This is a genomic window from Pseudomonas sp. R1-1, assembly GCF_051132135.1.
Classification (GTDB): Bacteria; Pseudomonadota; Gammaproteobacteria; order Pseudomonadales; family Pseudomonadaceae; genus Aquipseudomonas.
On the sequence record NZ_CP071663.1, the window covers coordinates 2,175,114 to 2,187,409 of the forward strand.

The window sequence follows — 12,296 nt, forward strand, 5'->3', positions numbered from 1 at the left end:
GTTACACCTCGCTTGCGTTAATCAGTAATGGGTCGGTTGTGCCGTCACTGCGGCAATTTGAAATCGATGGTCTGGGTGGCGAAGCCGTCAATCGGCGTGTCACCGCGCTTGGCCGGAATGAACTTCCAGTTCTTCACTGCAGCGACAGCGGCGTCATCGAGTTGCGGCTTGCCGCTGGACTTGGTCACCGTCACCGAACCCGCGCGACCGTTGGCCAGCACCTGAATGCGCAACACCACGCTGCCTTCCCAGTTGCGCCGCAACGCCAGCGACGGGTATTCCGGCGGTGGATTGCCCAAGCTGGCGAGGCCGGAAATCGCTGCCGACTCTTTCACTGGCGCGGGCGCAGCGGCGGGTGCCGACGGCGCGCTCGGTGCCGCCGGGGCAGTGGGAACAGCCGGTTGTGGCGGGGCTGGTGGCGCTTTTGCAGGCTCGACTTTTTTCACCGGTTTGGGCTTCTCGAGCGGTTTCGGTTTTTCGATCGGCTTGGGCTTTTCCACCGGTTTGGGCGGTGGCTTGACCGCGTCCTCGTCTTCCACCGGTTGTTCAGGCTCTGGCGGAGGCGGCGGGGGTGGCGGGGGTGGCGGTTCCGGAGTCGGCGGTGCCGGTGGCGTCGGGCTGGTGAGCTCGACGGTCATTTCCGGAATCTGCGGCGGCGTTGGCAATGGCTCGGTTCTGGACTGCTGGAGAAACCACCAGGCGGCCCCGTGTATCAGCGCCGACACGGCCACCAGCAAGACCATCTGCTGTTTATTCAGACCGCCGGGTTGTGAAGTGTTGGCTGTGAAGGCCGGCCTGCCCGTTGGCGGCGGGACCGGCGCTTCCCGCAACGGCCCCGGCAGGGTTTTATGCTTTACCGCATCGTTCATTAAAGCTCCCTCGGGTAGATGAAGGGCAATAAGCCGCCGTCCGAACATTGGGTGAATGTTCGAGTGGGTGAATGCAACTTTCTTCAAGGTGTGCAGAAGCCGATAGTTGAACTATCCAATTAACCGGGCTTGTGCAAACTTACTGGCTCAGTGCCATCGACTCGGTTTGTTCATTGGCCATTCCATGGTTGTTGTTCTGTTGCTGAAGACACTTCGGGGTGTCTCATGCCTGTTACATATTGCAACCGTTGTGCCAGATGTGGCTGCAACGTAGCGTCGTTATTTCGTTGCTGTTACGCGTGTCGCATTTATATAAGTTTTGTCACGGTCAAGTGTTTGTCATGGCGCGCAGTGAACCGTTACCCCGTGGGCCGGAGCTTTTTTAAAGGCGAGTCGGGCTTGACGCTTTATCCCGCGAAATAGCGGAACAGAGCGGTTGCGCGGCTGCCGGCCGATGCACGTGCTGGTGCGCGGCGGACCGATTTGGTGCGGGTCAATGTTCTAGCGGGTCACGGGCTGTTTTCCTTGTTTTTGTTTATCGGAAACCGATGAACTAGTGCTGGTCTGGTTATTCGGCTGGAACGCTTTTGGTGCAATGTTGATTATCTGGAAGTTGTTGTCCGACAATTCTGTAGTTGCGCCGATTAGCGCCGCGAACAATCCCAGTCATATTTAAAAAGTAAATAGCACCTCGCTGTCGGCGAACAATGGATGGCCGACAGCGACGTGCTGTTGAAGTCAGGTAATAAAGTAAGCAGGGCGGCTGTTCGGATGAACCAGGCCTGGAGCGCACAGATAGTAGTGGCGAGTGATGCGGCAAAACGGTTGAAGATTCACGCGGTGAACTCCTTGTTGCCAGCCTGGATACGCGAACTTTTGGTTCGGTATCGCACCTTACAAGAACGCGGATAGCGTTCGATGATTGCTCTTGGTGCGGGATGGGCACCGCCAGCGCTGTTGTGCGAGATGTGAATTCGCAAGTCGGCAGTGCATGGGAAAACCGTGCCAGAAACGTTACGCCGGCAGATTATTTCTACACCCGGGCCACAGGCATCTACGCTGTGGCAAAGGTTTTTTCGGGGGGATTGGCTATGTATCAACTTTATGGGCACAAGAATTCCGGCGCTGCGGCGATCGAGGCGGCACTGGAGTTATGCCAGATTGCTTACCGCTTCATTGATAACGAAGCCAGCGCGGAGGCCGCCGAGGCGTTGGCCAAACTCAATCCGCTGAAACAGATTCCGACGTTGCAACTGCCCGACGGCAGCGCGATGACCGAGAGCGCGGCGATTCTGATTCACTTGGGTCTGACGTTTCCCCAGTCCGGCCTGCTGCCCGCCGAGGTAGCTGATCGTGATCAGGCGATTCGCGGCCTGGCCTACATCGTCAGCAACTGCTACGCGGCCATCGGCATCATCGATTACCCCGAGCGCTGGCTGATCACGCCCGACGAAGGCGCACGGCAAAACCTGATCGACGGCGCGCGCCGGCGTTTGCACTTCAGTTGGGAGTTGTTTGCCGACCAGTTCTCCGCCGAGCTGTACCTGGACGACGAGACCCCGGGAGCCCTGGATGTGCTGGCGGCGGTGGTGACGCGCTGGGAGGGCAGTCGCGAGCATCTGCGGCAGACGCGACCGGGGTTCTACGCCTGGCTGCAACGCATCGACCGCCACCCGGTGCTGGCGCCGGTGTTTGCGCGGCATTGGCCGACCTGAGCAACCTGATCGTTCCCACGCGGAGCGTGGGAACGATCATGTGGAGGGATCATTCCCCGCGGATGTATTGCTCCAGCTGTTTGATCAGCTCGGCCTGTTCGGCAATCGCTTCCTTGACCAGGTCGCCGATCGACAGCAGGCCGATCAACTGGCCGTCCTCGACCACCGGCAAGTGGCGCAGGCGTTTGTCGGACATGATGCCCAGGCAGGTGTCGACGGTCTGTTTGGTGTCCACGGTGATCACGTCCTTGACCATGATGTCGCTGACCGGTGTGCCCACCGATGAGCGGCCCTTGAGCACCAGTTTGCGCGCATAGTCCCTCTCACTGATGATGCCGACCACCTTGTCGTCTTCGACTACCAGCAGGGCGCCGACGTTTTTCTCGGCCATCTTCATCAGCGCTTCGAGCACCATGTGATCGGGTTTGATCTGGTGCACTTCCTGATTTTTCTGATCTTTGAGCTTGAGCAGTTGGGCGACGGTCTTCATGGCGGTTACTCAGGTGTTGTCGTTGTTCACCAAGCATCGTAGACGCAGCCGCGCAGGGCAAGGTGGCAAAGCGGCAGATAGCGTGCAAAAAACGCCATTTGCCGGGTTTTTTACTGTTCAAGCGCTGATTTATCGCCAAGGTCATTTCCGGCAATGCCGGGTAGAATGCCGGTCTATCCCGATTCCGAGGTTGCAGTGGTGGATTTACCGCAGGGCTTCGTCCTGACCCGGCATTGGCGCGATACGCCGGCCGGCACCGAAGTCGAGTTCTGGCTGGCGACCGACGCCGGGCCGCGCCGTGTGCGCTTGCCGCATCAGCCGTCGGTAGCGTTCATTCCCGCCGCACAGCGCGAAGCGGCGCAACGCCTGTTGCACGACGAAAAGAACGTCGAACTGCGCCCGTTGGCCTTGCAGGATTTCGAGCATCGTCCGGTGCTGGGTTTGTATTGTCAGCAGCACGGCCAGTTGATGCGCCTGGAAAGCGCATTGAGCCGCGCTGGCATTGATGTGTTCGAAGCCGATGTGCGCCCGCCGGAACGCTATCTGATGGAGCGCTTCATCACCGCGCCGGTCGTGTTCAGCGGTACAGCCGATGCCGACGGCGTCTTGCTCAATGCGCAACTCAAACCGGACCCCAACTACCGGCCGACGCTGCGGCTGGTGTCGCTGGACATCGAAACCACAGAAACCGGCGAGCTGTACTCGATCGCGCTGGAAGGCTGCGGTCAGCGCCAGGTGTACATGCTCGGCGCGCCGAACGGTGACGCCAGCATCGTCGACTTTGATCTCGAATATTGCGATTCGCGCACGCTGATTCTGAAAAAACTCAACGAATGGTTTGCGCAGCATGATCCCGACGCGATCATCGGCTGGAACGTTGTGCAATTCGATTTGCGCATCCTCCACCAACATGCGCGACGCCTCGGTGTGCCGCTGAAAATCGGCCGTGGCGGCGAAGAAATGCAGTGGCGCGAGCACGGCAGCCGCAATCACTTTTTCGCCTCGGCGGCGGGGCGGTTGATCATCGATGGCATCGAAGCGCTGCGCTCGGCGACCTGGAGCTTTCCGTCGTTCAGCCTGGAAAACGTCGCGCAGACCCTGCTCGGCGAAGGCAAGGCCATCGACAACCCGTACCAGCGCATGGACGAAATCAACCGCATGTTCGCCGAGGACAAACCGGCGCTGGCCAGGTACAACCTCAAGGACTGCGAACTGGTCACGCGAATCTTCGCCAAGACCGAACTGCTGACCTTTTTGCTCGAACGCGCCAGTGTCACCGGCCTGCCGGCGGATCGCAGCGGTGGTTCGGTGGCGGCCTTCACTCATCTGTACATGCCGCTGATGCACCGCCAGGGTTTCGTTGCGCCAAATCTGGGCACCAATCCGCCGCAGGCCAGCCCCGGCGGTTTTGTGATGGACTCGCAGCCGGGTCTCTATGAATCGGTGCTGGTGCTCGATTACAAGAGCCTGTATCCGTCGATCATCCGCACGTTTCTGATCGACCCGGTGGGCTTGATCGAAGGTTTGCAGCATCCGGACGACACCGATTCGGTGCCGGGCTTTCGCGGCGCACGTTTCTCTCGCACGCGTCACTGCCTGCCGTCCATCGTGTCGCGGGTGGCCGAAGGCCGTGAGACCGCCAAGCGCGAGCACAACGCGCCGCTGTCGCAAGCGCTGAAGATCATCATGAACGCCTTCTACGGCGTGCTCGGCTCCAGCGGTTGCCGTTTTTTCGATACGCGGCTGGCGTCATCGATCACCTTGCGCGGCCATGAGATCATGTTGCGCACGCGCCAGTTGATCGAAGCGCAAGGCCACGCGGTGATCTATGGCGACACCGACTCGACCTTCGTCTGGCTGCGCCGCCCGCACGGCCAGGAGGAGGCGGCGCAGATCGGCCATGCGCTGGTCCGGCACGTCAACGACTGGTGGCGTGAGCATGTGCGCGAAGAATACGGGCTGGAAAGCGCGCTGGAATTGCAGTTCGAGATTCATTACAAACGCTTTCTGATGCCGACCATTCGCGGCGCGGAGGAGGGCAGCAAGAAACGCTATGCCGGCCTCGTCGTCCGCGCCGATGGCAGCGAGGAAATGGTCTACAAGGGCCTGGAAACCGTACGCACCGACTGGTCGCTGCTGGCCCGGCAATTCCAGCAGGAGCTGTATCAGCGGATTTTTCAGCGCAAGCCATATCAGGATTACGTGCGCGACTACGTGCGCAAGACTCTGGCCGGTGAGTTCGACGAGCGTCTGGTCTATCGCAAGCGCCTGCGCCGCACCCTCGACGATTACGAACGCAACGTGCCGCCCCATGTGCGTGCGGCGCGCCTTGCCGATGACTACAACGCCGAACACGGGCGTCCGCGGCAATACCAGAACGGCGGCTGGATCAGTTACGTGATCACGCTGGCCGGCCCGGAACCGCTGGAAGTGCGCCGCGCCGCCATCGATTACGACCACTACATCACCCGCCAGCTGCAACCGGTGGCGGATGCGATTCTGCCGTTCGTCGATGACGATTTCTCAACCCTGATCGGCGGGCAACTGGGCCTGTTTTGAGTCGAGCAGTTGCAGCGTCCACTCATCGAGAATGCCGTGGAAATACCGTTCCAGCGCCTGATCGAACACGCTGTCCGCGCCAGCGAACTGGGCGAACAGCGTCATTGAGGAATGGAATTTCAAATCGTCCGGGTGGCCGAAAGTCTCATTGATCGAGCGCTCCCGCACGGCCAGCACCCATTGCGTGCAGGTGCGCAATCGTTCGCCGAGCACGGCGTGCGCCAGATAAGCCTGCGCTTCTTCGGCCGAGCCAATGGCGAAGCGTCGCGCCATCTCACTGCCGCCCAGCCCGGCGAATTGCGGGAAGACAAACCACATCCAGTGGCTGCGCTTGCGGCCCGTCTCGAGTTCGCGCTGGACGCGGTCGAACACCGGGTCCTGCGCCTGGATGAAACGTTGCAGGTTGAACGGGTCGTGCTGATCCGTGCTTCTCATCGCGAAGCCCTCGCCAGTCGGCAGCGGCTCAGACCATGGCCAGCCGCTGCTTGCGTTGTGGCGCTTGAAATACCTGGTCCAGCGCCGCCAGATCCCCGGCCTCCAGTTGCAGCTGCGCGGCTTGGGCATTGAGTTGCACATGCTCTGGGTGCACAGCCTTGGGAATCGCAATCAGGCCATCCTGACGCAGAATCCACGCCAGCGAAACCTGTGCCGGGGTCACGCCGTGACGAGCGGCAATGTCTTTGAGCACCGGCTCGGCGAGCATGGCGCCGCCCTGGCCGATCGGACAGTAGGCCATCAGTGGCATGCGCTGGTGCTGGCACCACGGCAGCAGATCGAATTCGATCCCGCGTTCTTCGAGGTTGTAGAGCACCTGATTGGTCGCGCATTGCGAACTGGAGAGTTCTTCGAGGTCGTCGACGTCGAAATTCGACACGCCCCAACGGCCGATCTTGCCGTCCTCGCGCAGGCGTTCGAACGCTTCGACGGTTTCTTCCAGCGGATACTGGCCGCGCCAATGCAGCAGATAGAGGTCGATGTAATCGGTGTCGAGCCGGCGCAGGCTGCGCTCGCAGGCTTGCGGAATGCCTTTGCGGCTGGCGTTGTGCGGGTAGACCTTGCTGACCAGAAACACCTGATCGCGAAGGCCGGTGATGGCCTCGCCAACCACCGTTTCCGCACCGCCCTCGGCGTACATTTCGGCGGTGTCGATCAGGGTCATGCCCAGCTCGATGCCGCTGCGCAGCGCCGTCACTTCACGCTTGTGCGCCGAGCGGTCCTCACCCATGCGCCAGGTGCCCTGGCCAATCACCGGCACCTGCACGCCGGCCAACTCGAGGGTACGCATGCAAACCTCCTTATGTGAGTGTGTCGATTCCTTTAATGGGGCAGCAAGATAGTCCAGATCGTTCCCACGCTCCGCGTTCCGGCTTGAGAAGGGACGCAGAGCGTCCCGGGCTGCATTCCCACGCGGGAGCGTGGGAACGATCTTCGGCGCGGTTTTCAGGTTGCGTTTTGATCGTTCCCACGCCCTGCGTGGGAATGCCTCAAGGGACGCTCTGCGTTCCAGCTTGTGAGGGGATGCAAAGCGTCCCGGCTGCATTCCCACGCGGGAGCGTGGGAACGATCTGGGGCGGGGGTTATTTTGCGGAGAACTTCAGCACGACGCTCTGGGTATAAGTCTCGCCCGGGTCGAGGCGGGTGCTTGGGAAGTTCGGCTGATTCGGCGAATCCGGATAGTGCTGGGTCTCGAGGGTGAACGCGCCCCAGTGCGGATATACCTTGCCGCCCTTGCCCTTGACCGTGCCGTCGAGGAAGTTGCTGGTGTAGAACTGCACGCCCGGCTCGCTGGTGAACAGCTGCAGATGCCGGCCCGATTGCGGATCGCTGACTTCGGTGGCGACTTTGCTGATATCGCCCTTGGTGTCCAGCGCCCAGTTGAAGTCGAAGCCGCCCTGTTTCGGCTCGGCGAATTTCAGTTGCGGATGGTCAGCCTTGATGTGCGTACCGATCGCTGTCGGCTTGGTGAAGTCCATCGGCGTGCCCGCAACGGGCGCCAGTTCACCGGTCGGAATCAGCTTGGCGGTGACTGGGGTGTAATGGCTGGCGTTGATCGTAGCGACCTGTTTGAGAATGTCGCCATTGCCGGCGCCGGCGAGGTTGAAGTAGCTGTGGTTGGTCAGGTTCAACACCGTCGGTTTATCGGTGGTTGCCTTGTAATCGATGCGCAGTTCGTTGGCATCGGTCAGGCGGTAGGTCACCTCGGTGGTGAGGTTGCCGGGGAACCCCATTTCGCCATCCGCCGATAGATAGGTGAGGGTCACGCCGACCGAATCCTTGTCCTTGGTTTCCTCGGCTTTCCAGACTCTCTTGTCGAAACCCTGGGTGCCGCCATGCAGCGCGTTGGTCTTGTCGTTCTGCGGCACTTGATAGCGCTTGCCGTCCAGTTCGAAGGCGCCGTCGGCCAAGCGATTGCCGAAGCGGCCGATGGTCGCGCCGAAATACGCGGTGCCTTTCTGGTAGCCCTGCACATCGTCGAAACCGAGCACCACGTCGTCGAACTTGCCGTGCTTGTCGGCGACCTTCAGCGCTTGCAGGGTCGCGCCGTACGTGATGACGGTGGCCTGCATGCCGTGGCTGTTGCGCAGAATGTATTGCTCGACCGGCGTGCCGTCATTGGTCTTGCCGAAGGCTTTGTGTTCGGCGGTCAGGCCCGCCGCGTTGGCAGAGAGGGTAGTGATCATCAGGGACAGTCCGAGGCCGGAAAGCAGGTGACGGGATTGAAGCATGGTTGACCTTCCTTTTTGTTGTTGTTTTTGAAATCTGCAATTAGTCATGCTATTGGAAAATTAACAGAGGATTTATAGCCGACATAAGCGCAAATGCAAATATAAAGTCCGACTAATTGATTGTATGTGATTTGCCGAAGGTCGGTTCACAGACCGGGCACTGCACTTTTTCGCAATCGGCGGCTCTATCCATGGCCAGGATGCGATGACTCCCGTCGCACCGGAATGTGCCAGTTCGAGAATTCATGCCGAGCGCTTTTGCCCTGATCGTCCCTCTGTTCCGTCGCCCGTGCCTGCTGTTGGCTTGCCTGTCGTCGCTGCTGTTCAGCGGTTGCAGCCACCAGAACGGCAACGGCTTCATCACCCAGATGCGTGAGGGCCAGCCGCAGGAATTTCTGCAGACCAGCGTCGACCGCATGGCCACGCTGGCGATGCGCGACAACCTCAACAGCCTCTATCGCCTGATGGGCAAGCTGTACCTGCGCAACCCCGAAGAACTGCGCAAATCGGGTTTTCTCAACATCAACACCGCGGTTAAACAAGTGCGCCTGGCTGTCGAGCAGCAACAGCCGCTGCCGGTGCTCGGCGGGCGCAAGGACCTCGCCGCGCTGAGCTACGCGATGAGCCCGGAGTTTCTCGGCGACCGCGTCGGCGCGTTTATCTATGCGATCGGCAGCATGCTCGTCACCGCGCACGGCAATCGCACCGAGTTCTATATGACTGACGCGATCAACCCGACGTTCGTTCACAATTCTGCGCGCAACATCGAGAAGGCCATGTGGATCCTGTCGCAGCGGCAGAACAAGGAAGGCCAGCCGCTGCTGTTCTCCAACGAGATCTCCGAGGAGGGAGGCAACCTGAGTTTTGCCACCGAATTCAGCAAAATTGTGGCGCGTCTGGATCTACTCACGCAGATGCTCGATGAGCGCTATCGCAGGATCGGCCTGAATTACGCGCAGAGTTTGCTGTTCTTGAATTTCTTGCCGGTGCAGTGAGCGCGGTGATGAGCCTACACATCAAACCCTGTGGGAGCTGGCTTGCCAGCGATGGGGCCGGGTCAGTCGATATATTTAGTGCCTGATCCACCGCCATCGCTGGCAAGCCAGCTCCCACAGGGATGGCGTAGCGGCAATAAATTTTGTATACAATCGCTCGCCTCGACTGATCCAAAAGGAGCTGCACCCGTCATGAGCGACCCCGCAAGCGCCGATTTCAGCCGCGTCGACCCCAGCGTCCGCGCCGACAAACTGCCCATCGCCGCGTTGCTGGCATTCGCCATGACCGGCTTCATCGCCATCCTCACCGAAACCCTGCCGGCCGGGCTGCTGCCGCAAATCGGCGCCGGTCTCAACGTCAGCGAAGTGCTCGCCGGGCAACTCGTCACGTTGTACGCGCTGGGCTCGATCGTTGCGGCGATTCCGCTCACCGTGGCCACGCGCGGCTGGCCACGGCGGCGGGTGTTGCTGATGACAGTCGGCGGCTTTCTGCTGTTCAACACCGTGACCACGTTTTCCACTCATTACGGCCTGACGCTGGCATCGCGTTTCCTCGCCGGGATGGCGGCGGGGCTGTCATGGGGAATCATGGCCGGTTACGCGCGCGGCATCGTGCCGGTGCATCAGCAGGGGCGAGCGCTGGCGATTGCCATGCTCGGCACCCCGGTGGCGCTGTCGCTGGGTACGCCGGCCGGGACCTGGCTGGGCAATCTGATCGGCTGGCGCGCCTCCTTCGGGATCATGTCGGCGCTGGCGCTGGCGTTGGCGGCGTGGATCGTCATCGCCGTGCCGGATCGTCCGGGCCAGGCCAGCGACGAGCGCCTGCCCTTGCTCGAATCGTTGCGCCTGCCCGGTGTGCGCCCGGTGCTGTTCGTGGTGCTGACGTGGATGCTCGGGCACAACATTCTCTACACCTACATCGCGCCGTTTCTGACCCAGGCCGGTCTGGCTGATCGGGTCGATCTGGTGCTGCTGGTGTTCGGCCTATGCTCGCTGGTGGGCATCTGGATCATCGGCCTGCTGGTCGATCGCTGGTTGCGCAAGCTGACCCTGATCAGTCTCGCGCTGTTCGCCTTGACCGCACTGGTGCTGGCGCTGGCCGCACCGTCAGCGCTGGTTGTGTTTGCCTGCATGGCGGTGTGGGGCCTGTCGTTCGGCGGTTCCGCGACATTGCTGCTGACCTCGGCAGCGGACTCGGCGGGCGATCACGTCGACGTGGTGCAGGCGATGCTCACTACCTCGTGGAACGTCGCGATTGCCGGCGGCGGCTTGTTTGGCGGTGTGTTGCTGGACCGGGCCGGGGCCATGTCGTTTCCGTGGGCGCTGTTGATCCTGTCGCTGATCGCGTTGGCCACGGTGTGGTGCAACAGAACCCACAGTTTCAAAGCGGGGCGGCGGCTGCATTGATTCTCGAAATCACCGCAATTCTCTGTAGGCCTTCGCCTGCTCGCGATAGCGGTGTATCAGTCAACATTGATTTCAACTGACACACCGCTATCGCGAGCAGGCGAAGGCCTACAGGGGATCCCGGTGGGTTTACATTTGGCATAACGATAGACCGCATCGATATATGTGGTTATAAGAAAAATCGCTATGCTGCGGGCCAGATTTTTCCTGTCGTTTTTCTGGACGGTTTAATGGAATTGGCAAATTTCGGCCTGGTGATTGCCGGGCTGGTGGTGGGTTTTATTGTCGGCATGACCGGTGTCGGCGGTGGTTCGTTGATGACGCCGATCCTGCTGTGGTTCGGCATCAACCCGGCAACCGCAGTGGGTACTGACCTGCTGTACGCCGCCATTACCAAATCCAGCGGCGTCCTCGTCCATAAAAAGAACCAGAACATCGACTGGGCCATCACCGGCTGGCTGACCCTTGGCAGCGTGCCGGCAGTGGCCATGACCCTGTGGTTTCTCAGCACCCTGCACACCGCGCCCGAGGCGATGAACGCCATCATCAAACAGGCGCTGGGCTTCGTCCTGTTCGCCACCGCGGTGGCGATTTTCTTCAAAAAGCGTCTGCTCGAATTTGCCCACAAACGCGCCGGCGGCAACTACAATCCCAGCGGTTCGCGCCTCAACGTCATGACGGTGATCACCGGCCTGATCCTCGGCACCATGGTCGCCCTGACCTCGATCGGCGCCGGCGCCCTCGGCACGGTCGCCTTGTTCATCCTCTACCCGTTGCTGCCAACCCGCCGCCTGGTCGGCACCGAAATCGCCCACGCCGTCCCCCTCACCCTGGTCGCCGGCCTCGGCCACGCGAGCATGGGCAACATGGACTGGGGCGTCCTCGGCTTTCTGCTGGTCGGCTCGCTGCCCGGCATCTGGCTCGGCAGCCACCTCACCGGGCGTATCTCCGACGAAGTCCTGCGTCCGTGCCTGGCGACGATGCTGGTGTTGATCGGGTACAAGTTGGCGTTTTGATCAATCGCAGAGGCGGAACTTCATCACCACCACTGGCAATCCTTCGTAAACAAGCTCTTCGACCACTTCCCACCCCAGTCGCGCATATAGCGACTGTGAGGTGTCGGTGTACAAATACAGTTGCGCTACCCCGAGTTTGCGCGCTTCTTCGACGACATGATTGATCAGTCGCGACGCCACCCCTTTGCCGCGGTGTTCGGTTTTCACGTAAACCCCGGCCAGCCAGGGTGTCAGTTCCGGGCGCACCTCCAGATCGCTGTCGATCAGCAATGCACCCCCGAGCAATTCGGATGCTTGCAGTGCGACCACCACACTGGGTATTTCACCTTTGCCACAAGCCGAGCGCATCAGCTCGATGCGAGCCTGAAGACTGTCGCCGGGCGCGAACTCGCCCCACTCGTTGAAATTGAGCTCGGCCAGCTCCTCGATAAACTCCGGACGGTCGCACAGGTATTCGATGTGCATTGCAGAACTCCATTTCAATATTCGGGCTGCCACACTAAAGCCGAAGGACATCTT

The 12,296-nt window shown here is 60.8% G+C and carries 11 protein-coding genes; 5 read left to right on the forward strand and 6 right to left on the reverse strand.

The features are described from left to right. Positions 1-44 precede the first annotated feature (44 nt). Positions 45-869, reverse strand: a complete 825-nt coding sequence (locus J3P75_RS09960) for an energy transducer TonB (RefSeq protein WP_434710153.1) — start codon at positions 867-869, stop codon at positions 45-47. Positions 870-1,960: 1,091 nt separating this feature from the next. Here J3P75_RS09960 and J3P75_RS09965 point away from each other — a divergent pair. After that, positions 1,961-2,584: a glutathione S-transferase N-terminal domain-containing protein gene (locus tag J3P75_RS09965; protein WP_434710155.1), complete on the forward strand. Its 624-nt coding sequence runs from the start codon at positions 1,961-1,963 to the stop codon at positions 2,582-2,584. Positions 2,585-2,633: 49 nt separating this feature from the next. Here the strand turns inward: J3P75_RS09965 and J3P75_RS09970 are convergent, their stop codons facing one another. Further along, a complete protein-coding gene (locus J3P75_RS09970; RefSeq protein WP_093100130.1) occupies positions 2,634-3,074 on the reverse strand; it encodes a CBS domain-containing protein in 441 nt (146 codons plus the stop codon). Positions 3,075-3,272: 198 nt separating this feature from the next. On the opposite strand from J3P75_RS09970, the gene J3P75_RS09975 reads away from it, so the two are divergent. Next, complete coding sequence (locus J3P75_RS09975) at positions 3,273-5,633, forward strand: DNA polymerase II (RefSeq protein WP_434711252.1); 2,361 nt, start codon at positions 3,273-3,275, stop codon at positions 5,631-5,633. On the opposite strand, the gene J3P75_RS09980 is transcribed toward J3P75_RS09975, so the two are convergent. From J3P75_RS09980 to J3P75_RS09990, 3 genes are all read right to left on the reverse strand, one after another. Further along, positions 5,598-6,068 carry a DUF1810 domain-containing protein gene (locus tag J3P75_RS09980; RefSeq protein WP_434710157.1) on the reverse strand — a complete coding sequence of 157 codons (471 nt, stop codon included), beginning with the start codon at positions 6,066-6,068 and terminating at the stop codon, positions 5,598-5,600. The two genes, J3P75_RS09975 and J3P75_RS09980, sit on opposite strands and share 36 nt — an antisense overlap. A 28-nt stretch (positions 6,069-6,096) precedes the next feature. Then, positions 6,097-6,918, reverse strand: coding sequence for an aldo/keto reductase (locus J3P75_RS09985; RefSeq protein WP_434710159.1), 822 nt, complete (start codon positions 6,916-6,918; stop codon positions 6,097-6,099). Between the two features lie 292 nt (positions 6,919-7,210). Then, the gene (locus tag J3P75_RS09990) at positions 7,211-8,359 is read right to left on the reverse strand and encodes an aldose epimerase family protein (RefSeq protein WP_434710161.1); all 1,149 of its coding nucleotides are present in this window, start codon (positions 8,357-8,359) and stop codon (positions 7,211-7,213) included. Positions 8,360-8,604: 245 nt separating this feature from the next. Here J3P75_RS09990 and J3P75_RS09995 point away from each other — a divergent pair, with 245 nt between their 5' ends. The 3 genes from J3P75_RS09995 (at position 8,605) to J3P75_RS10005 (ending at position 11,777) form a co-directional block, all read left to right on the forward strand. Continuing rightward, positions 8,605-9,354, forward strand: a complete 750-nt coding sequence (locus tag J3P75_RS09995) for a hypothetical protein (RefSeq protein WP_434710162.1) — start codon at positions 8,605-8,607, stop codon at positions 9,352-9,354. Between the two features lie 192 nt (positions 9,355-9,546). After that, a complete protein-coding gene (locus J3P75_RS10000) occupies positions 9,547-10,761 on the forward strand; it encodes an MFS transporter (RefSeq protein ID WP_434710163.1) in 1,215 nt (404 codons plus the stop codon). A gap of 230 nt (positions 10,762-10,991) precedes the next feature. After that, on the forward strand, positions 10,992-11,777 hold the full coding sequence (locus J3P75_RS10005) for a sulfite exporter TauE/SafE family protein (protein WP_434710164.1): 786 nt from the start codon (positions 10,992-10,994) through the stop codon (positions 11,775-11,777). On the opposite strand, the gene J3P75_RS10010 is transcribed toward J3P75_RS10005, so the two are convergent. Further along, complete coding sequence (locus J3P75_RS10010) at positions 11,778-12,242, reverse strand: GNAT family N-acetyltransferase (protein ID WP_434710165.1); 465 nt, start codon at positions 12,240-12,242, stop codon at positions 11,778-11,780. Positions 12,243-12,296 lie beyond the last annotated feature (54 nt).

What these genes read in the sequence shown, in the direction of transcription:
- J3P75_RS09960 (WP_434710153.1), bottom strand. Translation starts at nt 869, where the DNA reads ATGAACGATGCGGTAAAGCATAAAACCCTGCCGGGGCCGTTGCGGGAA.
- J3P75_RS09965 (WP_434710155.1), top strand. Translation starts at nt 1,961, where the DNA reads ATGTATCAACTTTATGGGCACAAGAATTCCGGCGCTGCGGCGATCGAG.
- J3P75_RS09970 (WP_093100130.1), bottom strand. Translation starts at nt 3,074, where the DNA reads ATGAAGACCGTCGCCCAACTGCTCAAGCTCAAAGATCAGAAAAATCAG.
- J3P75_RS09980 (WP_434710157.1), bottom strand. Translation starts at nt 6,068, where the DNA reads ATGAGAAGCACGGATCAGCACGACCCGTTCAACCTGCAACGTTTCATC.
- J3P75_RS09985 (WP_434710159.1), bottom strand. Translation starts at nt 6,918, where the DNA reads ATGCGTACCCTCGAGTTGGCCGGCGTGCAGGTGCCGGTGATTGGCCAG.
- J3P75_RS09990 (WP_434710161.1), bottom strand. Translation starts at nt 8,359, where the DNA reads ATGCTTCAATCCCGTCACCTGCTTTCCGGCCTCGGACTGTCCCTGATG.
- J3P75_RS09995 (WP_434710162.1), top strand. Translation starts at nt 8,605, where the DNA reads ATGCCGAGCGCTTTTGCCCTGATCGTCCCTCTGTTCCGTCGCCCGTGC.
- J3P75_RS10000 (WP_434710163.1), top strand. Translation starts at nt 9,547, where the DNA reads ATGAGCGACCCCGCAAGCGCCGATTTCAGCCGCGTCGACCCCAGCGTC.
- J3P75_RS10005 (WP_434710164.1), top strand. Translation starts at nt 10,992, where the DNA reads ATGGAATTGGCAAATTTCGGCCTGGTGATTGCCGGGCTGGTGGTGGGT.
- J3P75_RS10010 (WP_434710165.1), bottom strand. Translation starts at nt 12,242, where the DNA reads ATGCACATCGAATACCTGTGCGACCGTCCGGAGTTTATCGAGGAGCTG.